The following is a 19,141-nucleotide window of genomic DNA, read 5'->3' on the forward strand; positions in this document are numbered from 1 at the left end:
TTAAAAGGAACACCATGAAGAAAGTATTATTAATGATCTGCCTGGTAACCCTGGCCTTAGCCTCGCGAGCGCAGTATGGCCGGTATGCCATTGTGGATACCAAATACATTCTGGATAAATTACCTGAATACAAGGAAGCCCAGAAAACACTTGACCAGTTCAGTGAACAATGGCAAAAAGAGGTGGATGCCAAACAGGGGGTACTTGATAAAATGTACAAGGATTTTGATGCTGAGCAGGTTATGCTAAGTCCCGAATTAAAGAAAAAACGGGAGGATGAATTGTATGTGCGGGAGAAGGAAGTTCGGGACCTGCAGCGTAAACGATTTGGTTTTGAAGGCGATCTGTTTAAGAAAAGACAGGAACTGGTGAAACCCATACAGGACAAGGTTTACAATGCGATCCAGAAGCTGGCCGTTAACCGTCAATTGGATTTTATTTTAGATAAAAGTGAAGGAATTACTGTTATATTTGCCGACCCCAAATTGGACCGTAGTGAGGATATTTTAAAAGAGCTGGGCGTTAAATAAAACATAAGACGATAAAGGGAAAGCAACCACCATTAGGTTTTTTTCAACTTAAAACAAAAAAATAACCGACCACCCCTACGCAAAGGAAACTCGCTAAGGGTGCGAGAAAAATTGAAATTCAATGAAAAAGTTTTTTTCCGTAACGTTGTTCGCCCTGGGCCTGGTAGCGGCTGGTGAAGTAAGTGCTCAAAGTAAAATTGGATACATCAGCTCTCAGGAGTTGGTAAGTGTAATGCCAGAAACCAGAAAAGCAGACTCATCCCTGCAAGATCTGAAAAATGCATTAATTCAAAGCGCAACCGAAAAGCAAAACGCTTTCTATGCTGCTGTTGAAAAATACAACAAAGACTCAGCAACATTTACTGCTGCTGTAAAAACTGTAAAAAGAGGTGAGTTGACCAAAATGGGTCAGGAACTGAGTGGTGAAGAAGAGCGCATTCAACAACAATTACAACAACGTCAGCAGGACTTGTTGGGCCCCATCAACAAAAAGGCTTATGAAGCTGTACAATCTGTAGCCAAAGAAAATGGTTATGGTTATGTATTTGAAAAAGAGGCCCTGCTGGTAGCTCCTCCTGGTGATGATATTCTGCCTCTGGTTGCCAAAAAGCTGAATATTAAATTACCTACAGCTGGTGGCGGCGCTCCTGCAGCCCCTGCCGCGGCACCTGCCAAAAAACCATAAGCAAATACTTTGCTAGAATATATTAGTCCCGGCGGTTACAACCGTCGGGACTTTTTTTATTCCCTGCATAGGCGGTAAATTTGTGGTATGCTTACAACGCAGCCAATTGGCATTTTCGATTCGGGATATGGTGGCCTTACGGTAATGAAGGAGATTGTAAAAAAGTTGCCCCAGTACGATTATACCTACCTGGGCGACAACGCCCGGGCGCCATATGGTAACCGCTCGTTCGAAACGGTATACCGGTATACCTTGCAATGTGTTGAATGGTTTTTTGAACAGGGCTGTCCGCTGGTGATACTAGCCTGTAACACGGCTTCGGCCAAAGCCCTGCGCACTATACAACAGAACGATTTAGACAAATTGTGCCCCGATAACAGGGTATTAGGCGTTATACGGCCCACTACCGAGATCATTGGGGAGTTTACCAAATCGCGCAAAATAGGCATACTGGCCACCCATGGAACGGTTCAGTCCGGCTCCTACCTTATTGAGATCGAGAAATTTTTCCCCGATATTAAAGTATACCAGGAAGCCTGCCCCATGTGGGTGCCCATTGTGGAAAACAATGAACACATGCAACCGGGCGCTGACTACTTTGTACAAAAGAATGTGCATCATGTAATGGCCAACGACCGCGATATTGATACCCTGTTGCTTGCCTGCACCCATTATCCGCTGTTGCGCGAAAAGATCCAGCAGTTTTTGCCGGCCGGGGTAAAAGTGGTATCGCAGGGCGAAATAGTGGCCAATAGCCTGGAAGACTACCTGAAGCGCCATACGGAGCTGGAAAACCGCTGCAGTAAAAATGGCCACCGGTTGTTTAATACCACAGATTCAACAGAAGATTTTGATAATCATGCCAGTATATTCTTTGGGGAAGAGGTGCACAGCAATCACGTTGATCTGGATAATAGTATACCGGTAGTAGACCATATTTATTAGAACATTTTGCTCATGCCGTTTCATACTTAACCATTCATTTCCTACCTTTGCGGTCCTTTCATCCGCTTATGGCGGGGCGGGTATGGTGACCCGTCTGCGAAAATTGGAACCTGATCCGCTTCTCCCGGATCATATTTCAAATGTGTAAAAAACGAAATCAATTATGAAACGTACATTTCAACCGCACCGCCGTCGTCGTAAAACCGTTCATGGTTTCCGTAAACGTATGCAGGATGCTAACGGCCGTAAAGTACTGGCCGCTCGTCGTAAAAAAGGTCGTAAAAAACTGACTGTTTCCGACGAAAGGAAATTAAAATAATCTGTATGTTCCCGCCGCATAAGGCTGGGCAGCAGTTTAAATAAATTATAGTCCCGTCTTGACGGGACTATTTTATTTTTGAGGAAACCCGATGGCTCAACAATTTACTTTAAAGAAAGACGAACGGCTGAAACGCCGCAAGATCATTGAACAACTGTTCAGTGAAGGGCGGGCAGTAACTGCCTTTCCCATACGGGTGCAATACAAAACGGTTGATCAGCTTGTGGTCCCCCTTCAGGCTGGTTTTAGTGTAAGCAGCCGCAATTTTAAACGGGCTGTAGACCGCAATCGTATAAAGCGTTTGATGCGGGAAGCTTATCGCCTTCAAAAAGGACCACTGGAACAGGCTTTGCAAACAAAAGACCGAAAGCTGGCGTTATTTTTAATATACACCGGAAAAGAATTACCCGCCTATGCGCTGATAAAAGAAAAGGTGGAAGTGGTGTTGAAGAAACTGTTACAAACAGTAAATGATGTAAAATGAAACTGGTACTTCGAATATTGAGCCTTCCGTTCATGGCATTGATAAAGCTGTATCAATGGATAATTTCCCCCCTGCTGGGACCGAAATGCCGGTTCACTCCAACCTGTTCGCAATATTCCCTGCAAGCATTCAAAAAGTATGGTGTATTTAAAGGATTGTGGCTTACCATCAGGCGTATTAGCCGTTGCCATCCCTGGGGCGGTCATGGGTACGATCCGGTACCATAGTTTTAAATATTTGACTATTGAAGTAATTAAAAGCAAATGTCGAATGCTTAAGTAATAACTACTTCAACATTCGACACGTGCCTCGCCTATGGCGGGTTCTATATAAAGTCAATATTTTTCTATTTCTTCATTCTTTCCACCAGTTCACTCAGGTCTTGTCTTTCTTGTTTGGCAGTAGAGAATTTATACATCTCAGGAGCTTTACCGTCTTTATCAACGCTAACTGAACCAGGAATAGTACTGTAAGGGTTAATCAACTGCGCATTCTGGTTAGTAGTAAGTTTCTTGATGGTTTTAGGCACAATGAAATATGTTTTGTTGGCATCACTGGCATTTTGACCATTTATCAATTGCTGGGTGCTATCGATGATATGTTCCAGTTGTTCAGTGGTGATAGAAGTAGCACGACCGCCATTGCCAAAATTCACCAGGTGCCCGATCAACGTATCAGTTTTGATGTTCAGTAAATACACACCTGCATCAGGCACTTCATAAGACTGATCACCGTCAGGACTTTTAACAGTAACCGCTTTATCTTTTTCGGAAAGGGTTAATTCAGCTTCGTTGTGTTGAGTACCAGGTTCAAGGGTAACGGTTTTTGTGGCTTCATCAACTTTTATCTTACCACTGGCCATTACTTTTACTTTCTTTTCAACGCCTGGCGAACAGGCTGCAAAGCATACCATGGCAATCATCGTACAAAACAAAGTACATTTCATTGGGCTATTTTTAGAAAGGTTAAAAAAAAGAATCCCGGTAAAACCGGGATTTTATATAAACTGAGCACTGTTTATTTGGCCGCTTTGGCAAAATTTTCAGCTACTTTATTCCAGTTAATAACATTCCAGATAGCGCCCATATATTCAGGACGACGGTTCTGGTATTTCAGGTAATAAGCGTGTTCCCAAACGTCAACACCTAACAGGGGAGTGCCTTTTACTTCGGCTACGTCCATCAGGGGGTTATCCTGGTTAGGAGTAGACGTGATTTGAAGGGTACCGTTGTTGATGATCAGCCATGCCCAACCGCTTCCGAAACGGGTAGCGCCGGCAGTATTAAACTTTTCTTTAAAGCTATCGAAAGAACCAAATACATCATTGATAGCATCGGCCAGGGCGCCAGTAGGAGCACCACCAGCATTGGGGGCCAGTAATTCCCAGAAGAAAGAGTGGTTCCAGTGGCCACCGCCATTGTTACGAACAGCAGGACTGATAGTGCCTGCTGATTTTACCAGTTCTTCCAGCGATTTATTTTCGTGGGGGGTGCCCGCAATAGCTTTGTTAAGGTTATCTACGTAAGCCTGGTGGTGTTTACCATGATGTATCTGCATCGTCAGTGCGTCAATATGCGGTTCCAAAGCATCGTGTGCATAAGGAAGCGCCGGTAGTGTAAATGCCATAACACTAAGTTTTTAATTTGTTGAAGATTTTATGGTTGTCCTTTCAAACGGTAACAAAAGTACAGGTCAATGGTTGATTAACCAATTCATTCTCTTTACCAAATGGAAAATTTTGACGCTTACTATGCCGATTTTGTAGTATTTTAGATAGCGGTCACGGCGTATTAATCCTTATCAAATCAATCAATATGTTGACTACCATTACAACAAATAAATTGATGCTGTTTTCTGCCACCATATTATCCAGTGCTTTTTTGGGGGCTTTTCAACCCGAACAGGGAAAAAGCAATACGTTATCTGCTGACGAAAAAAAAGCCGGCTGGGTGTTACTATTCAACGGTAACGATACCCATGGCTGGCGGGCGTATAACAATAAGCCATATGATAGCTGGGAAGTGGTCAACGGGCAGCTATACTGTAAAACAAAGGACGTTAAACAACGGGCAGACCTAATTACCCTTGATCAATACGATAATTTTGAATTGTCCATCGACTGGAAAGTCGACAAAGGAGCCAATAGCGGTATTATCTATCGTGTAGAAGAAACCAGTGGGCCAAGCTACGTAACTGGTCCCGAATACCAGTTGATAGATGACGAAGGTTACCCTGAAAAACTGGAAGCCTGGCAAAAAAGCGGTGCCGATTACGCCATGTACCCGCCCCGGGAAATAGCCGCCAAACCTGCCGGCGAATACAACCACACTACCATCCTTGTAAAAGGGGCCCATGTGGAACACTGGCTGAATGGCAAAAAAGTAGTGGAGTATGAGTTTTGGACCCCAGCCTGGCAGGAATTAAAAGAAAAAGGTAAATGGAAAGATGCCAAAGCATATGGCCTGGCCAAAAAAGGGCATATCGCTTTACAGGACCATGGCGGTGGTATCTGGTTCAAAAATATCAAGCTCAGGAAACTCTAATTTATATAGCTACTTTTCTTGAATGAATGATCAGGTGTTACATAGAAATGATCATAATGAAGAGCATTCGCTGGAATTGCTCTTTGCTGATCTTTTTAAAAAACACGAGTACCGCTTACACACCCTTGTACTGAAATTGACCCGCTCCAATCAATATGCAAGCGATATTATTCAGGAAGTGTTTTTAAAGCTGTGGGAACACCGTTATCAGATTCACACCATTCAGAATGTAGAAGCCTGGTTGTATCGCCTCACAGAAAATAAAGTAATTGACTTTTTACGGAAGGCGGCTGCCGACAGCCGGCTAAAAGAATCCATCTGGAAAAACCAACCCGATAATTTAAATGAAACCGTAGGCCATGTAGAAGCCCGGGAATACAGCCAGATCATTCAAAAAGCGGTAGATGAGCTACCGCCACAACGCAAACTCATATATCAGCTGAACCGCGAAAAAGGACTGAATTACCAGGAAATAGCCGATCGCCTGGCCATTTCAAAACACACGGTAAAGAACCAGTTATCAACCGCCCTGCAATCAATTCGACTGTTTCTCCAAAAGAGCGCCCGTCTTTTTCTTCCCTTTTTTTAAAAAATAGCGATCCGGAATAGGAACACCAGCCGGTTGCTTCGTCTATCAATGAAAGGAACAACCTTTTACATGGAAGAAAGGATCAAATACCTGTTCAAACAATACCTGTACAATACCTGTACAAGGAAGGAATTCGATGAATTCTTTTCCTATATCAACGAGGCTGCCCATAACGAATTAATAAGGGAACTCATAAAGAAGGCCTACGAAGAAAGCGGGCAACCCGGTTCCTCCCTTACTTATGTTAATGAACGCGGCAACCTGATAGTCACGAAGCCCAACTGGAACGAACAACCTGGCACGAGGAGAAAAACAACCCCAAAGATGCGGGTAGTTGGAGCCATTGCCGCCGTGGCAATGGCATTGGTAATTGGCTTTGCCTGGTTGATGCTTCGCCCACCCTCCAGGCAGCCGCCTGCAGAAATAAAAGGCCTGGCCATAAAAATGACGGGCCGGTCGGAATACAGATATATGTTATTGCCGGATAGTACCCAGGTATGGCTAAATGCCGCCAGCACCCTGGAATACCCCCAGCAATTTGCAATGGGTAAAAGAGAAGTGTACCTGACGGGAGAGGCCTATTTTGATGTAAAACACGCCGATAAACAACCTTTTTTGATCCATACGGGAAAGGTGACCACCATGGTATTGGGCACGGCCTTTAATATAAAAGCCTATCCGGGCCGGGAAAACATCATTGTGTCGGTAAGCAGGGGTAAAGTGCGGGTGAATTACAATGAAAAAGAAATGGCGGTACTCACTCAGGGACAACAAGTAAAAGTAAGTAACACCAGCAATACGATCATCCAGAAAAAGATGGCCATTACCGAAGCCGCTCCCTGGCAACAGGGTAACCTGCAATATGATGATGAGATCATCAAGGACATAGTGGCCGATCTGGAAAGGAACTATGACGTTACCATTCGCATCCAAAACGAAGCCGTGGCCAATGAACGCATCTCCACTTCATTCAGGCGGGAAATAGGCATAGAGAATGCCTTAAAGGTGCTGTGTACCTTAACTGATACCCGGTTAAAGCTGGAGAATAATATGTATGTGATTCAATAGAAACTAAATACCAAAACTTAAACTGCTATGCTCACTACCAACTATATACCCCCATAATACATTAAAAAGAACCGCCCCAGTTGCGACCTGGAAGCGGTTCCACATGTTTGAAAATAATCCCGTTCAAAGAATTACTTAAAACAATTCAAAGCTATGAATTTGTATGTAAAAACGTACAGGCATAGTACGTCATGCCTTGTTGCAGACGGCCGCCCAAAATTGCTTTCGTTAAACAAAGCGCTGCTCATGAGAATTTCTATCCTGGCTATATTACTCACATTTAGCGGGCTACTAATGGCCCGTTCGGGCAATGGTCAGGACCTGAACAAGATCATTATTTCCATTGAGCTTAAAAATGCATCTCTCAAAGAGGCCATCAAAAAAATAGAATCCCTTACACAGCTGGCCTTCACCTATCGCACTGCCGATGTTGCTGAGGTAGACCACCTCAATTACCAGGCGTCCAAAGCATCGGTCAACAATGTGCTGTTAGACCTGTTGCATCATACAGGGTTGCGTTACGACCAGGTGAACGGAAACATTGTTATAAAGAAGATCAAAAAGGAGGAACACTTTGCCGGGGTGGTCATTACCGATGACATACCTTTCGATGGGGGGGTACGCGGTCGGATAACGGATGAAACCGGTGCAACATTGGCCAATGCTTCTGTAATGGTGCTGGGAACTGATAGAGGCACGGCAGCCAATAAAGAGGGGTTATTTACTCTAAGCGGTTTAAAGGCCGGTAAATACAAACTGCAGGTATCGGCTGTAGGGTTCACCACTCAAATAACAGAGATCACTATAAAAGACAACGAAACACTCGACGTATCGGTGGCGCTAAAAGAAGGCACCGGTAAAATGGAAGAGGTGATAGTAACCGCATTGGGTATTTCGCGCAAAGAAAGATCGGTAGGGTATTCAACACAGGAAATAAAAGGCGATAACCTTACTGTTGCCAAAGAACAGAATGTAATAGGCAGCCTGGGAGGAAAAATAGCGGGGGTACAAATGAGCGGTTCTTCAGGCGCCAGTATGGGCGGAACGCAAAAAATACAAATACGTGGTGCCAACTTTTTAACGGGCGGAGGGGAACCATTGATCGTTGTTGACAATACGCCGCTTTCAAATGCCAACTATGCAGATCGCAATGGGCGCGACTACGGTAACCTGGCGCAAGATATAAATCCAGATGATATAGAGTCTATCAATGTGCTCAAAGGCCCTGCGGCTTCTGCATTGTATGGCTTGCGCGGGCAGTTTGGCGTTATACTGATCACTACACGAAAGGGAAAGAATGCGAAACCCATTGTCAATTTCAGCTCTTCTTATTCAGTAGAAAAGGCCGGTAATTTTTTGCCCTTGCAGGATATTTATGGTGCGGGTTCAAGTCTTTCCTTCCCTACAACAAAAATTAATGGAGTTGACACGAAATATGTAGATGGTGAATGGGATGAAAGCTGGGGACCTAAAATGGATGGCACGCCCGTAAGGCATACATACAGTTTTTATCCCGGTGACCCTGATTTTGGCAAAGAAACACCCTTTGTGCCGCACCCCGACAATATAAAAGATTATTTCGTAAACGGCCATACTTTAAACAATAGTATCTCTTTCGCAGGCGGTGGCCAAAATACCTCATTCCGCTTATCCTATAACAATACCGATGTGAAAGGCATTGAACCAAACACCTCGTTAAAAAGAAACAATCTTTCTTTCACAGGGTCCATGAACGTTACGTCAAATCTGGTAATAAGCACCAGTTTGAACTATGCCAATAATAAGGGACAGCGGCCCTCACAGGGATACCAAAGTCTGGGTTCGCGCAATATGTACCAATGGTTTCAACGAAACCTGGATATGGATAAACTAAAACAGTACAAATATGCTGACGGAACTTTTTATCAATGGAATGTAGGCGCGCCTAACAGTCAGGGTGTGTACACTGGTTTAACAAGACCCATCGACTGGAACAATCCTTACTTTGATGCCTACGAAAATCCTTCGCACGATTCACGCGACCGGTTTTTCGGAAATGTAGGCGTGTCGTATACTATTGTACCCGGGTTGAAAGTAAATGGTTTTATCCGCAGAGATGGTTACACTCAAAACCTGGATGGTAGAAATGCAGAAGGCGGCCGTGGTGTGCCTTCATTCTGGATTGGCAAATATGAGTCGAGGGAAATGAACTATGAATTTCTTGCACAATACAATAAGGAATTTGGTAAACTTACTTTAGGCGTTAACCTGGGCGGCAATTTAATGACCCAAAGAAGTTCATACCTCCGGGAAGAAACTACGGGTGGATTTGCTACCCCCGGGTTTTATAATATTAAAAACTCACTGGGGCTTCCCCTGGTAGCCAATAACCAGGTTAAAAAAGAAGTTCGGAGCGCCTATGGATCGGTGCAGCTGGGTTGGGATAATACTTATTACATCGACGGTACCTTAAGAAGGGATATTTCATCGGCTTTGCCTGAGGCAAATAACGATTATTTGTATCCGTCTGTATCTGCTTCCATGGTATTCAGTGAACTGTTAAAATTTGCTCCGCTTACCTATGGTAAAATACGAGCCAGCTTTGCACAGGCTGGTTCTGATATTCCGGTATATTTAACCTCAAACTCATACAATCTAGGTACACCTTATAACAGCAGTTTCCCCATGAGTGTGCCGGATGAGTTGAAAAACCCGGGGCTCAAGCCTTCCCTGGGTACTGCCTACGAAGCAGGGCTCGACATGCGGTTTTTGCAAGAACGGCTGGGATTCAATTTTACCTGGTATCATCAGAAAAATGAAAATGCCGTTTTAAGTGTAGATGTATCAGGCATTAGCGGTTATACCAATTATGTGATCAATGCTGGTAATATCCAAAATAAAGGCGTTGAATTTACACTGAGTGGCACTCCGGTAAAATCAAAGGAGTTAACCTGGACGAGTTCCTTTAATATAGCGCATAACGAAAATAAAATTAAGGAGATATACCCTGGTCTAAATTCTATCATCCTTGATCAGAACCGGTATGCCAGTGTAGATGTGTTCTTAATGGCTTACAAGAATGAAGCTTTCGGTTCCCTGGTAGGCAATGCCTATATGCGTGACTCCACAACAGGTAAAATATTACTCGATGCCAGTAATATGCCCCTATATGTGGCCAACCATAATTTCGGTACCGTATTACCGAAATTCACTGGTGGCTGGCAGAATACCATTTTCTGGAAAAACTTTGATCTGAGTGCCATCATAGATTTTCAAAAGGGTGGGCAGTTCTTTAGCTGGACGAAGATGCTGGCGGTTAAAAGCGGACAGGCGGCAGAAACTGCAGCGATGAATGAGAATGGTAAAAACATTCGTGACCCGTTGGCCGATGGAGGTGGTATAAAGATCACCGGTATCTCTAACAGTTCAAAACAGGAAGTAACGGCGTTTGTAAATGCAAGAACATGGTACCGTAATAATTTGGGCACAAAGATCTATGAAGAATGGTTGTTCGATGCTTCTTATATCAGAATGCGTGAAATAAAAATAGGATACACTTTCTCAAAGGCCAATATTGCCAAACTGCCACTTAAAAGCATCAACCTGGCCTTTATTACCAGGAACCCATTTATGATCTGGCAAAAGGCGCCGAAGGGATTGAACCCTGCTGAGCTGGCTACCGGTGCTTCTTCCTTAAACTGGCTCGAGACCGGACAATTGGCTACAGCACGTTCTTTTGGTGTAAACCTGAATGTTTCCTTTTAAAAATAACATCATGCAAAAACTATTCAACATAAATTTATTTGTTGCATTGCTTATTATGGGGGCGGGGTGTACAAAATATCCTGATGATATAAATGTCAATCCCAACCTGCCAACCAGGGCTTCCAATGCACAATTACTCACCTCCGCTATTAACGGAATGCCTTCGGTAATTGAATCGTCTGCCGGTATTTTATATGTGCAGCAATGGTCGGAGAAACCTTATACAGATGTTTCGAGGTATACGATTGTAAACTATGATTTTTATGGGATTTATTCCGGAGCACTTGAAAATTTGCAAACCATCCTTAATGGTGACAACTTTAATGTAAATGAAGGTTCTGCCAATAATCAAAAAGCGGTAGCCCGAATTTTAAAAGCCTGGTTCTTCTGGCATATGACAGACAGGTGGGGTGATATTCCCTATTTCAATTCATTGAAGGGAAAAGAAAATTTTTCCCCCGCGTATGACAAACAAAAAGATATTTATTACGATTTGATGAAAGAGCTGAAAGAGGCGGCGGCTCAAATAGATAACGGCAATAGTGTTAGTGGTGATATCTTATATGGCGGCTCTATGGATAACTGGAAACGTTTTGCCAATTCTATGCGTTTGCTGATGGCGCTTCGATTATCAAAAGCAGATGCCGCAAAAGGCAAGCAGGAATTTACTGATGCACTGAATGGCGGGGTGTTTACTGATAACAGTCAAAATGCAGTATTTGTGCACCTGGCCGATCCGAATAATCAAAATTACTGGTATTATGTAGTAAATGTACAGAACCGCCCCTGGTACTGGGCCAGTAAAACTATTGTTGATTATATGCTGCCCCTCAATGATCCGCGGTTAAAAATATTTGCAGATAAGAATGGCAGTGGGGCCTATAACGGTGTTCCCTATGGTCTTGATGGGAATGCGGTAGGGCTCATTTCTTCTGCCAGTGTATCATTTATTGGTGTACACGTGCGTACCCAAAATGCGCCCACTTATATTACTACTTATTCCCAGGTTTTGTTTGCCATTGCTGAAGCCAATAAACTATCCTGGTTGGCGGGTGGTGATGCTGAAGCAAAAACCAGGTATGAAGCTGCCATAGAAGCCTCCATCAGACAGTGGAACAGACTTAGTTTTCAAACATATAATGATGCCTCGGACAAACAGATTGAAAAAGTTCCCTATTCTGCGACCGATAAAGGCGATACAACCGGGCTAGCGGCTTACCTGGCAAAACCTGAAGTAGCCTACAATAGCACGGATGCATTGAAAAGGATCGGTTACCAGCGTTGGTTACACCTGTATATGAATGGATATGAAGCCTGGGCGGAATGGAGAAGGACGGGATTCCCGGCTTTAACACCTGCACCCAATAACGGAAATATTCCGATTCCCAGAAGACAGGCATATCCGGTAAAAGAACAAAACATTAATGGCGATAACTACCGTGTAGCTATATCCTCACAACCCGGCCTTGGCGGAAAAGATGATCTGAATGGCCGTGTATGGTGGGACCAGTAGGACAACCAACCAACAGTTAATTTGTATCTGGAAGTTCAAATAAGAAGTGTGTCTACTTATTTGAACTTCCCTTTTTATTTCGGGATTGCGGGATTTTGAGATTTACTATCGAGGCTCGAATTTGAGGAGATCCCAAAATCTCTAAATTTCAAGATCAGCAGTTACCTCTTGCTTCTAAAAAAGCTCTTCATCAATTCTGCGCATTCTTCTTTTAGTATCCCCTTTGTTACCTCCGTTTTAGGGTGAAATGGCCAGTTAGGTTCAGTGATACGTTTGTGGCCGTTCTTTTCATCATCGGCGCCCCAAACGATCTTGCTGATCTTGCTCCAGTAAAGCGCACCAGCACACATGAGGCAGGGTTCTACTGTAATATAAATAGTTCCTTCAGGCAAATATTTACTGCCCAGAAAATTGAAGGCTGAGGTGAGCGCAATGATCTCAGCATGTGCTGTAGGATCATTCAACCGCTCCACCTGGTTATGTCCGCGGGCAATAATGCGGTTGTTCATAACCACTACTGCCCCAACCGGTACTTCACCGTCGTCAAAAGCCCGTTGCGCCTCTTTCAGCGCCTGCTGCATAAAATATTCGTCGTTCATAGATTTATTCAAAAATTACTATGGGGGTACCTGTTTTGCAAGGGCAAGGTACGTATCTTAGATAAATCACCCTAACGATTGGTATATGGCAGCTTCCTTTGCACAGGTTATGATCTTTTTAATATTGGGTATTGGCATTATTATTTTGCTTACCGCCGTATTTCGTATACATGCTTTTTTTGCTTTATTGATGGCCTGCTTTGTGGTAGGCCTGGGGGTGCAGCTTCCGGCGGCATCCATTATTACTGTAACCAAACAGGGGTTTGGGAACATAATGCAATCCCTGGGATTTATAATTGTATTAGGCACTACTCTTGGTGTGGTATTGGAACATACCGGCAGTACCAAGGTGATGGCCACCTATATCTTAAAAAAAATAGGGGAGAAGCAGGCGCCACTGGCCATGAGTATTACAGGATTTATTGTGGGCTTACCCATCTTCTGCGATTCAGGATATATAGTCCTGAGTGGATTAAACAAATCGTTATGCAGGCGAACAGGCATTTCAGTGATCATTATGTCGGTTTCGCTGGCAACAGGTTTATATAGTGTACATTGTCTTATTCCACCACATCCCGGTGCAGCAGCTGCGGCCAGCACCATTGGTGTTGATTATGGAAAGTTGATTGTAACCGGTATAGCTGTGGCCATTCCCGCCATGCTGGTAGGCCGTGCCTGGGCGCGTTATGCCGGCAGGAAAATAAAAGATGAAACACCTGCAGAAGCACCCGTTATAGACCTGGCAACAAAAACCCCTTCGGTGTTGCTTTCTTTTTTACCCGTACTTGTACCTATTGTGCTGATTGGAATAAAATCCTTTCTGGCTATTGAGACCGGTAGATCCATTCCGGCCTGGATGCAGGTATTCATGGTAGCGGGTGATCCGGTGATAGCGCTGGCTATTGGGATTTTACTGGCCTTTTGTGCTGTACGTACCTGGAATAAAAATATGATTGGTAAACTGTTACAGGAAGCGGCAGAAAAGGCCGGCGGCATCCTGGTCATTATTGGGGCCGGCGGTGCTTTTGGCGCTATTCTGGCGGCTACCCAGGTAGGACAGCACGTGAGCAATGCAGTCAATCTGCAGGCATTGGGTTTATTATTCCCGTTTATGTTAACCGCGATACTAAAAACTGCACAAGGTTCCTCCACAGTGGCTATTATTACAGCCTCCAGCATTATACAACCATTATTACCCGCATTGGGGCTCGACTCAGAAACAGGCAGGTTACTGGCTGTTTTGTCAATGGGTGCCGGTTCCATGACCTTATCACATGCCAATGATGCTTATTTCTGGGTGATTGCCAAATTCTCCGGGCTTGATATGCGCTCCATGTTACAGGTGTATACCCTTGCCAGTTTGTTTATGGGTTTAACCACTTTAGGAGTGGTGTACATCCTGTCGCTTGTAATGATGTAAAAAAGGCTTATCGCTGAAAAGTCAAACTATGTCAAAGAACTATAAACGCGTATACCATACAAAGGTAAAACTGATTTTTTGCTCCGCAATCACAGGCATGTCTAACCGTGTCTATAGGGGCTTATGTTGCCTGTTTTTTGTCTACAGTGGTCTATAAGTGTCTTAAATGGTTATGGAGAAAACCGGGCATTATTTGGGCTGGCGCCGGTATTGTGCCGGTATTGCTGTGGACAATGTTCGGAAGTTGTTCGGACTCTCCCTGGGGATGTTCGGATGTACCCGAGGGAAATCCGAACAAAGTCCGAACAAAGTTGCCGTCAAACCCAGTTCTGGACCGGAGCGATACCATACATCTGATAAACAAAGCAAACGCATTCGCTAAAGGATTATAGCAGTTTGAATTCTTGTAATTGGTTCTATTTTATAAGAGAAATTTGGAAAACCAGCGAAGTAGTTGCTAAAAAATTTGGGAAACCGAAAGAGTTGACATACCTTAGAAGTGTTAAATGCAAGCGAGGAAATGAGAATAGTGGTAACCGTTATATTACATAAACACTTCACAGCGCACGCTTATTCCCAATAGCATCTTGCACCGGTTACCGCACAAATAGTATCTACTATTCTCAATTAATGTACAAAGTGGCAGCGTTAATTTCAAGCGATAAGCAAATTATTGTATGTTTTTCTACAAGGGGGGCATTAATCAATAGTATTCGGCAATTATTCTATTAACCATAATTAATGTTTGTGTATGCGAACCTGTAACCACAATCCGCTGTGGCATAATCAACCAATGCGGTTAACTGAAGAAGAAAGTCAAAATCCGTTCCTGGTTTTCAACGATTTTTTTGAGTGCTTTCATTTAAATGATGTTCGGGAACAATTCTGGAATTGGCTGGTAGAAGTTGTTTCGAGCCCTAACAGTATTTCAAGCGAACCGCTCGAACGAAATAATCACTTCTATTTTTACGAAAAAGTGGAAGCGCTCATAGAAGCTTGTTATGTAATTAAAAACCAAACACACTTGCAATTACCACCCGAAACTGGCATGCCAGTTGAGCCTTCTTAAACATTTCCAAAGGGAGCAGTGCCGATCGCTGCTCCCTTTCTTTTGGGTATTAGGGTTAATAATATACATGTTGCTTCGTCTGAAAGATGTAACTTACCTGTATCATATAAATTCTTCTGGCAAACAGTATGCATATGAACCCTGATCAGTTAAAACAACAATTGCAAGCCATTCGAAATTATTACGAAAGCGGCGCTACCCGTACGCTGGCATTTCGCAAACAGCAATTACAAAAATTAAAAGCGGCCATTCACCAATATGAGCAGCCATTGTATGAAGCCTTACATAAAGATCTGAAAAGAAGTGCGGAGGAAAGTTGGGTAACAGAGCTGGGCGTTGTAATGGCAGATATAAATCAGGCATTACGCAACCTGCGTCACTGGATGCAACCTCAACGGGTGTCTACCAACCTTGTAAACCTTCCTTCAGCCAGCTATATTTTGCGGGAGCCATTGGGAGTTGTATTGATCATCAGTCCCTGGAATTATCCATTTCAATTGTTATTTGCCCCAATGATTGGTGCTATAGCGGCTGGTAATTGCATCGTATTAAAACCTTCTGAACTGGCGCCTGCTACAGCCAAAGTAATGAACAATATTGTTCGGGAAATATTTCCGCCGGAATACATCTTATATCTCGAAGGTGATGGGGCCCAGTTAGTGCCCGCGCTCATGAATAATTTCCGTTTCAACCATGTTTTTTATACTGGCAGCACGGCCGTTGGTAAAAGCATATATCAATTAGCAGCTTCACAATTGGTGCCGGTTACGCTGGAGTTAGGGGGCAAAAGTCCATGTGTGGTAGAAAGCGATGCCAACATCCAGGTTGCGGCCCGTCGGATAGCAGTTACAAAATTTGCCAATGCCGGACAAATGTGTATTGCCCCTGATTATGTATTAGTGCATACTTCCAAAAAAGCAGCGCTGATCGCTTCCCTGAAAGAGGCGATCGTATCTTTTTATTCTGCTAGTCCGGCGGAAAGCTATAGTTATTGTAAGATCATTAATGAAAAGCAGTTTCAACGCCTTATCGGTTATTTAAGCCAGGGAACCATTGTACATGGCGGTCGCAACGAGATCAGCCAGTTGTATATAGAACCCACCATTCTGGAAAATGTATCACCGGATTCACCGCTAATGAAAGAGGAGATCTTTGGTCCGCTTTTACCTGTGCTCACTTTTAATACCTTAGAAGAAGCAAAGGCTATTATTCAAAACAATCCCGATCCTTTATCGTTTTATATTTATACGACCGATGCAAAAAAAGAAAAGGAATGGTTGCAGGCGATTCCGTTTGGTGGGGGCTGTGTAAATAATTCAGGCTGGCATTTTACCAATCATCATTTGCCCTTTGGGGGCCGGGGCAACAGTGGGATAGGAAAGTATCATGGCAAATACAGTTTTGAGGTGTTCAGTAATACCAAATCGGTGATGAAAACACCCACCTGGTTTGACCCGGCGATCAAATATCCGCCATTTAAGGGGCGATTGAAGTTGTTTAAGTGGGTAATAAAATAATATAACTTGATATGACAGGCAGGCAAAGAATATTAAAAATTGTGTATCCATTGTGGATTGCCATCACAAAGCTAATGGGCCGAAATACGATGATGTTAACCAATTCAAGGCATGTGCCTCCGGCTGAATCTATTTATTCATTGCAGGTGCCGCTTAGTAACGGCAATACCGTGCCTTTGGAATCTTATAAAGGGAAGAAATTATTGCTGGTAAATACTGCCAGTGATTGCGGGTATACCAATCAGTATAATGAACTGCAAAAGCTGTATCAGCAGTTTAATAATCAGTTGGAGATCATTGCCTTTCCGGCGAATGACTTTAAAGAGCAGGAAAAAGGCAGTGATAGCGATATAGCCCAATTCTGCAAAATTAACTTTGGCGTTACCTTTCCCCTGGCCAAAAAAAGCGTAGTGGTAAAAGCAAATGATCAGAATAATATCTTTAAATGGCTGACCAGTAAAGCAAAGAATGGCTGGAATGAAAAGGCCCCTTCCTGGAATTTTTCAAAATACCTCATTGACGAGCAGGGAACGCTTATAAATTATTTTGATCCTTCTATCTCACCATTAAGCGATGAAGTTATTAAGGCAGTAAGTGTGGAAGGCAGACGGCAAACGGCAGACGGCAGACAATAGAAATACAGGTAAGGCAATGGTTATAGCATAATTTTTTACTCAAAAAACGGAATTATGCTAAGTTTAGGACACAAAGAAATGAAAGCTTACCAGGTAGCCTTAAATCTGGTAAAAGAAGTTTATACACTAACAAACGGTTTTCCAGTCGACGAACGGTTTGGAATTGTTTCACAATTAAGAAGAGCAGCTGTTTCAGTATGTAGTAATTTAGCAGAAGGGGCTGCGAGGAAATCGCCTGCTGATAGAAGAAGATTTTATGAAATAAGCCGAAGTTCCTGCGTTGAAATTGATACCCAGTTCGAACTAGCCATACAACTTGGTTTTATCAAACTTGATCAGGTAACTGATCTTGATGAATATCTAAATCATACATTCGCAATCATCTCAAGGATGATAGACAATACTAGATAGCGAAAGCGTTTTATGCCGTCTACCGTCTGCCGTCTGCCGTCTGACATCTGCCGTCTGCCGTCTGCCGTTTGCCGTCTGCCTTTAAGGAGCTACATACGCCTGATCTAACAAAGCTGTAACCGCTGTTATCATAGTACAAACCTGGTAGTAAAAGCTTTTATTCACTTTATCGAAGGTGTCGCCGGGCCGGTGATAGTCGGGATGGTCCTCTACGCCAAAATACAGGTAGGGGATATTATTTTGATAGAAAGGAAAATGATCTGATTGATTGGTCCAGTCTTCGGCTCCTGGCTTTTGTCCATCATGCCCATAACGAATATAAACCGGCGTATAAGGTTGTATACTGTCAACGTACTTCTTTAACGATGGATAATGATAAATTCCGGTTGCATAGATCTCGTTGCTGTCGTTGCGGCTTACCATATCCATATTCACATTCACCAAAACGTTCGATAACGGTACGGGACAATGGGAAACAAAATATTTTGATCCTAACAATCCTTTTTCTTCTCCATCAAATGCTACAAAGAGGAGGGAGTGTTTGGGCGGATGCTGTTTAAAATAGGCCATTATTGACAGCAGGGCGGCTGTGCCGGATGCATTGTCATCAGTACCATAATAGATTTCCCCATTCCGCACTCCCAGGTGGTCATAATGCGCTGTAATAGCGAGATAATTATTTTCATTATTACTGCCTTTGATAACACCTATTACATTCGTTCCATGTTTGTTATCATTGCCAAAAGGAAAAGTTTGGAAATAGGTGTCACCGATCCTACCTATTTGCAATGAATCAAAAATATGTACTATGTATTCCCGCGCCAGTTGGTTGCCGGGGGTTGTTATTTCCCTACCGGCCATAGTGGCCGATGATAAATAAGCGAGTTGATTGACCAGTGCGGTGCTGTCGATATTGTACAACACATTACTGTTACCGGCCTTCTTTTTGAGCTCATTCTGGGGCGGACAGCCGGTGAGCATAGTAGTAGCTGCCACAATGGTCATTACTGCCATTGTCGCTTTGGTTATTTTTTTTGCAGCGAAAATAAGGTTTAACATATATGGGCATT

The 19,141-nt window shown here is 43.4% G+C and carries 20 protein-coding genes; 16 read left to right on the forward strand and 4 right to left on the reverse strand.

All coding sequences use genetic code 11. The annotated features are described in order from the left end of the window. Nucleotides 1-14 precede the first annotated feature (14 nt). From J7I42_RS06905 to yidD, 6 genes are all read left to right on the forward strand, one after another. A complete protein-coding gene (locus tag J7I42_RS06905) occupies nucleotides 15-530 on the forward strand; it encodes an OmpH family outer membrane protein (protein WP_209138040.1) in 516 nt (171 codons plus the stop codon). Between the two features lie 121 nt (nucleotides 531-651). Beyond that, nucleotides 652-1,215: an OmpH family outer membrane protein gene (locus tag J7I42_RS06910; RefSeq protein WP_209138041.1), complete on the forward strand. Its 564-nt coding sequence runs from the start codon at nucleotides 652-654 to the stop codon at nucleotides 1,213-1,215. 87 nt (nucleotides 1,216-1,302) lie between these two features. Further along, complete coding sequence (murI, locus tag J7I42_RS06915) at nucleotides 1,303-2,160, forward strand: glutamate racemase (protein WP_209138042.1); 858 nt, start codon at nucleotides 1,303-1,305, stop codon at nucleotides 2,158-2,160. A gap of 163 nt (nucleotides 2,161-2,323) precedes the next feature. Then, entirely contained in the window at nucleotides 2,324-2,479 is a 156-nt protein-coding gene (gene rpmH / locus J7I42_RS06920) for a 50S ribosomal protein L34 (protein WP_081160029.1), read from the forward strand. Between the two features lie 91 nt (nucleotides 2,480-2,570). After that, entirely contained in the window at nucleotides 2,571-2,963 is a 393-nt protein-coding gene (gene rnpA / locus J7I42_RS06925; RefSeq protein ID WP_209138043.1) for a ribonuclease P protein component, read from the forward strand. After that, nucleotides 2,960-3,190: a membrane protein insertion efficiency factor YidD gene (gene yidD, locus J7I42_RS06930; protein ID WP_236065399.1), complete on the forward strand. Its 231-nt coding sequence runs from the start codon at nucleotides 2,960-2,962 to the stop codon at nucleotides 3,188-3,190. The genes rnpA and yidD overlap by 4 nt, the downstream gene beginning before the upstream one ends. A gap of 119 nt (nucleotides 3,191-3,309) precedes the next feature. Here yidD and J7I42_RS06935 read toward each other — a convergent pair whose 3' ends face one another. Further along, nucleotides 3,310-3,909 (reverse strand): hypothetical protein, encoded by a 600-nt coding sequence (locus J7I42_RS06935; RefSeq protein ID WP_209138044.1) that lies wholly within the window; start codon nucleotides 3,907-3,909, stop codon nucleotides 3,310-3,312. Nucleotides 3,910-3,980: 71 nt separating this feature from the next. Next, nucleotides 3,981-4,589 (reverse strand): superoxide dismutase, encoded by a 609-nt coding sequence (locus J7I42_RS06940; RefSeq protein ID WP_209138045.1) that lies wholly within the window; start codon nucleotides 4,587-4,589, stop codon nucleotides 3,981-3,983. A gap of 188 nt (nucleotides 4,590-4,777) precedes the next feature. Between J7I42_RS06940 and J7I42_RS06945 the strand changes: the two genes are divergently transcribed. The 5 genes from J7I42_RS06945 to J7I42_RS06965 all read left to right on the forward strand — a co-directional run bounded on the left by J7I42_RS06945 (nucleotide 4,778) and on the right by J7I42_RS06965 (nucleotide 12,420). Continuing rightward, nucleotides 4,778-5,506, forward strand: coding sequence for a 3-keto-disaccharide hydrolase (locus J7I42_RS06945; protein WP_209138046.1), 729 nt, complete (start codon nucleotides 4,778-4,780; stop codon nucleotides 5,504-5,506). 22 nt (nucleotides 5,507-5,528) lie between these two features. Beyond that, entirely contained in the window at nucleotides 5,529-6,095 is a 567-nt protein-coding gene (locus J7I42_RS06950; RefSeq protein WP_209138047.1) for an RNA polymerase sigma factor, read from the forward strand. Between the two features lie 69 nt (nucleotides 6,096-6,164). Then, nucleotides 6,165-7,163 carry a FecR family protein gene (locus J7I42_RS06955; protein WP_209138048.1) on the forward strand — a complete coding sequence of 333 codons (999 nt, stop codon included), beginning with the start codon at nucleotides 6,165-6,167 and terminating at the stop codon, nucleotides 7,161-7,163. A 246-nt stretch (nucleotides 7,164-7,409) separates the two neighbouring features. After that, nucleotides 7,410-10,907 carry a SusC/RagA family TonB-linked outer membrane protein gene (locus tag J7I42_RS06960; RefSeq protein ID WP_209138049.1) on the forward strand — a complete coding sequence of 1,166 codons (3,498 nt, stop codon included), beginning with the start codon at nucleotides 7,410-7,412 and terminating at the stop codon, nucleotides 10,905-10,907. 10 nt (nucleotides 10,908-10,917) lie between these two features. Beyond that, nucleotides 10,918-12,420, forward strand: a complete 1,503-nt coding sequence (locus J7I42_RS06965) for a SusD/RagB family nutrient-binding outer membrane lipoprotein (RefSeq protein ID WP_209138050.1) — start codon at nucleotides 10,918-10,920, stop codon at nucleotides 12,418-12,420. Between the two features lie 161 nt (nucleotides 12,421-12,581). Here the strand turns inward: J7I42_RS06965 and J7I42_RS06970 are convergent, their stop codons facing one another. Continuing rightward, complete coding sequence (locus J7I42_RS06970) at nucleotides 12,582-13,019, reverse strand: nucleoside deaminase (protein ID WP_209138051.1); 438 nt, start codon at nucleotides 13,017-13,019, stop codon at nucleotides 12,582-12,584. An 85-nt stretch (nucleotides 13,020-13,104) separates the two neighbouring features. Between J7I42_RS06970 and J7I42_RS06975 the strand changes: the two genes are divergently transcribed. The 5 genes from J7I42_RS06975 (at nucleotide 13,105) to J7I42_RS06995 (ending at nucleotide 18,071) form a co-directional block, all read left to right on the forward strand. Beyond that, nucleotides 13,105-14,439, forward strand: a complete 1,335-nt coding sequence (locus J7I42_RS06975) for a GntP family permease (protein WP_209138052.1) — start codon at nucleotides 13,105-13,107, stop codon at nucleotides 14,437-14,439. Nucleotides 14,440-15,190: 751 nt separating this feature from the next. Further along, nucleotides 15,191-15,508, forward strand: a complete 318-nt coding sequence (locus tag J7I42_RS06980) for a hypothetical protein (RefSeq protein WP_209138053.1) — start codon at nucleotides 15,191-15,193, stop codon at nucleotides 15,506-15,508. A gap of 134 nt (nucleotides 15,509-15,642) precedes the next feature. Further along, the gene (locus J7I42_RS06985; protein WP_209138054.1) at nucleotides 15,643-17,025 is read left to right on the forward strand and encodes an aldehyde dehydrogenase; all 1,383 of its coding nucleotides are present in this window, start codon (nucleotides 15,643-15,645) and stop codon (nucleotides 17,023-17,025) included. A gap of 11 nt (nucleotides 17,026-17,036) precedes the next feature. Beyond that, entirely contained in the window at nucleotides 17,037-17,660 is a 624-nt protein-coding gene (locus tag J7I42_RS06990) for a glutathione peroxidase (RefSeq protein WP_209138055.1), read from the forward strand. A 54-nt stretch (nucleotides 17,661-17,714) separates the two neighbouring features. Next, entirely contained in the window at nucleotides 17,715-18,071 is a 357-nt protein-coding gene (locus J7I42_RS06995) for a four helix bundle protein (RefSeq protein ID WP_209138056.1), read from the forward strand. Nucleotides 18,072-18,152: 81 nt separating this feature from the next. Here J7I42_RS06995 and J7I42_RS07000 read toward each other — a convergent pair whose 3' ends face one another. Continuing rightward, on the reverse strand, nucleotides 18,153-19,130 hold the full coding sequence (locus tag J7I42_RS07000; RefSeq protein ID WP_209138057.1) for a M28 family peptidase: 978 nt from the start codon (nucleotides 19,128-19,130) through the stop codon (nucleotides 18,153-18,155). Nucleotides 19,131-19,141 lie beyond the last annotated feature (11 nt).

The sequence above is a fragment of the Niastella soli genome (assembly GCF_017742245.1).
In the GTDB taxonomy this organism is placed as follows: Bacteria; Bacteroidota; Bacteroidia; order Chitinophagales; family Chitinophagaceae; genus Niastella; species Niastella soli.

Coding starts and splice junctions, on each gene's coding strand:
- murI (WP_209138042.1), top strand. CDS start 1,303: ATGCTTACAACGCAGCCAATTGGCATTTTCGATTCGGGATATGGTGGC.
- rnpA (WP_209138043.1), top strand. CDS start 2,571: ATGGCTCAACAATTTACTTTAAAGAAAGACGAACGGCTGAAACGCCGC.
- J7I42_RS06975 (WP_209138052.1), top strand. CDS start 13,105: ATGGCAGCTTCCTTTGCACAGGTTATGATCTTTTTAATATTGGGTATT.
- J7I42_RS06990 (WP_209138055.1), top strand. CDS start 17,037: ATGACAGGCAGGCAAAGAATATTAAAAATTGTGTATCCATTGTGGATT.
- J7I42_RS06905 (WP_209138040.1), top strand. CDS start 15: ATGAAGAAAGTATTATTAATGATCTGCCTGGTAACCCTGGCCTTAGCC.
- J7I42_RS06985 (WP_209138054.1), top strand. CDS start 15,643: ATGAACCCTGATCAGTTAAAACAACAATTGCAAGCCATTCGAAATTAT.
- J7I42_RS06935 (WP_209138044.1), bottom strand. CDS start 3,909: ATGAAATGTACTTTGTTTTGTACGATGATTGCCATGGTATGCTTTGCA.
- J7I42_RS06955 (WP_209138048.1), top strand. CDS start 6,165: ATGGAAGAAAGGATCAAATACCTGTTCAAACAATACCTGTACAATACC.
- rpmH (WP_081160029.1), top strand. CDS start 2,324: ATGAAACGTACATTTCAACCGCACCGCCGTCGTCGTAAAACCGTTCAT.
- yidD (WP_236065399.1), top strand. CDS start 2,960: ATGAAACTGGTACTTCGAATATTGAGCCTTCCGTTCATGGCATTGATA.
- J7I42_RS07000 (WP_209138057.1), bottom strand. CDS start 19,130: ATGTTAAACCTTATTTTCGCTGCAAAAAAAATAACCAAAGCGACAATG.
- J7I42_RS06960 (WP_209138049.1), top strand. CDS start 7,410: ATGAGAATTTCTATCCTGGCTATATTACTCACATTTAGCGGGCTACTA.
- J7I42_RS06965 (WP_209138050.1), top strand. CDS start 10,918: ATGCAAAAACTATTCAACATAAATTTATTTGTTGCATTGCTTATTATG.
- J7I42_RS06995 (WP_209138056.1), top strand. CDS start 17,715: ATGCTAAGTTTAGGACACAAAGAAATGAAAGCTTACCAGGTAGCCTTA.
- J7I42_RS06910 (WP_209138041.1), top strand. CDS start 652: ATGAAAAAGTTTTTTTCCGTAACGTTGTTCGCCCTGGGCCTGGTAGCG.
- J7I42_RS06940 (WP_209138045.1), bottom strand. CDS start 4,589: ATGGCATTTACACTACCGGCGCTTCCTTATGCACACGATGCTTTGGAA.
- J7I42_RS06945 (WP_209138046.1), top strand. CDS start 4,778: ATGTTGACTACCATTACAACAAATAAATTGATGCTGTTTTCTGCCACC.
- J7I42_RS06970 (WP_209138051.1), bottom strand. CDS start 13,019: ATGAACGACGAATATTTTATGCAGCAGGCGCTGAAAGAGGCGCAACGG.
- J7I42_RS06950 (WP_209138047.1), top strand. CDS start 5,529: ATGAATGATCAGGTGTTACATAGAAATGATCATAATGAAGAGCATTCG.
- J7I42_RS06980 (WP_209138053.1), top strand. CDS start 15,191: ATGCGAACCTGTAACCACAATCCGCTGTGGCATAATCAACCAATGCGG.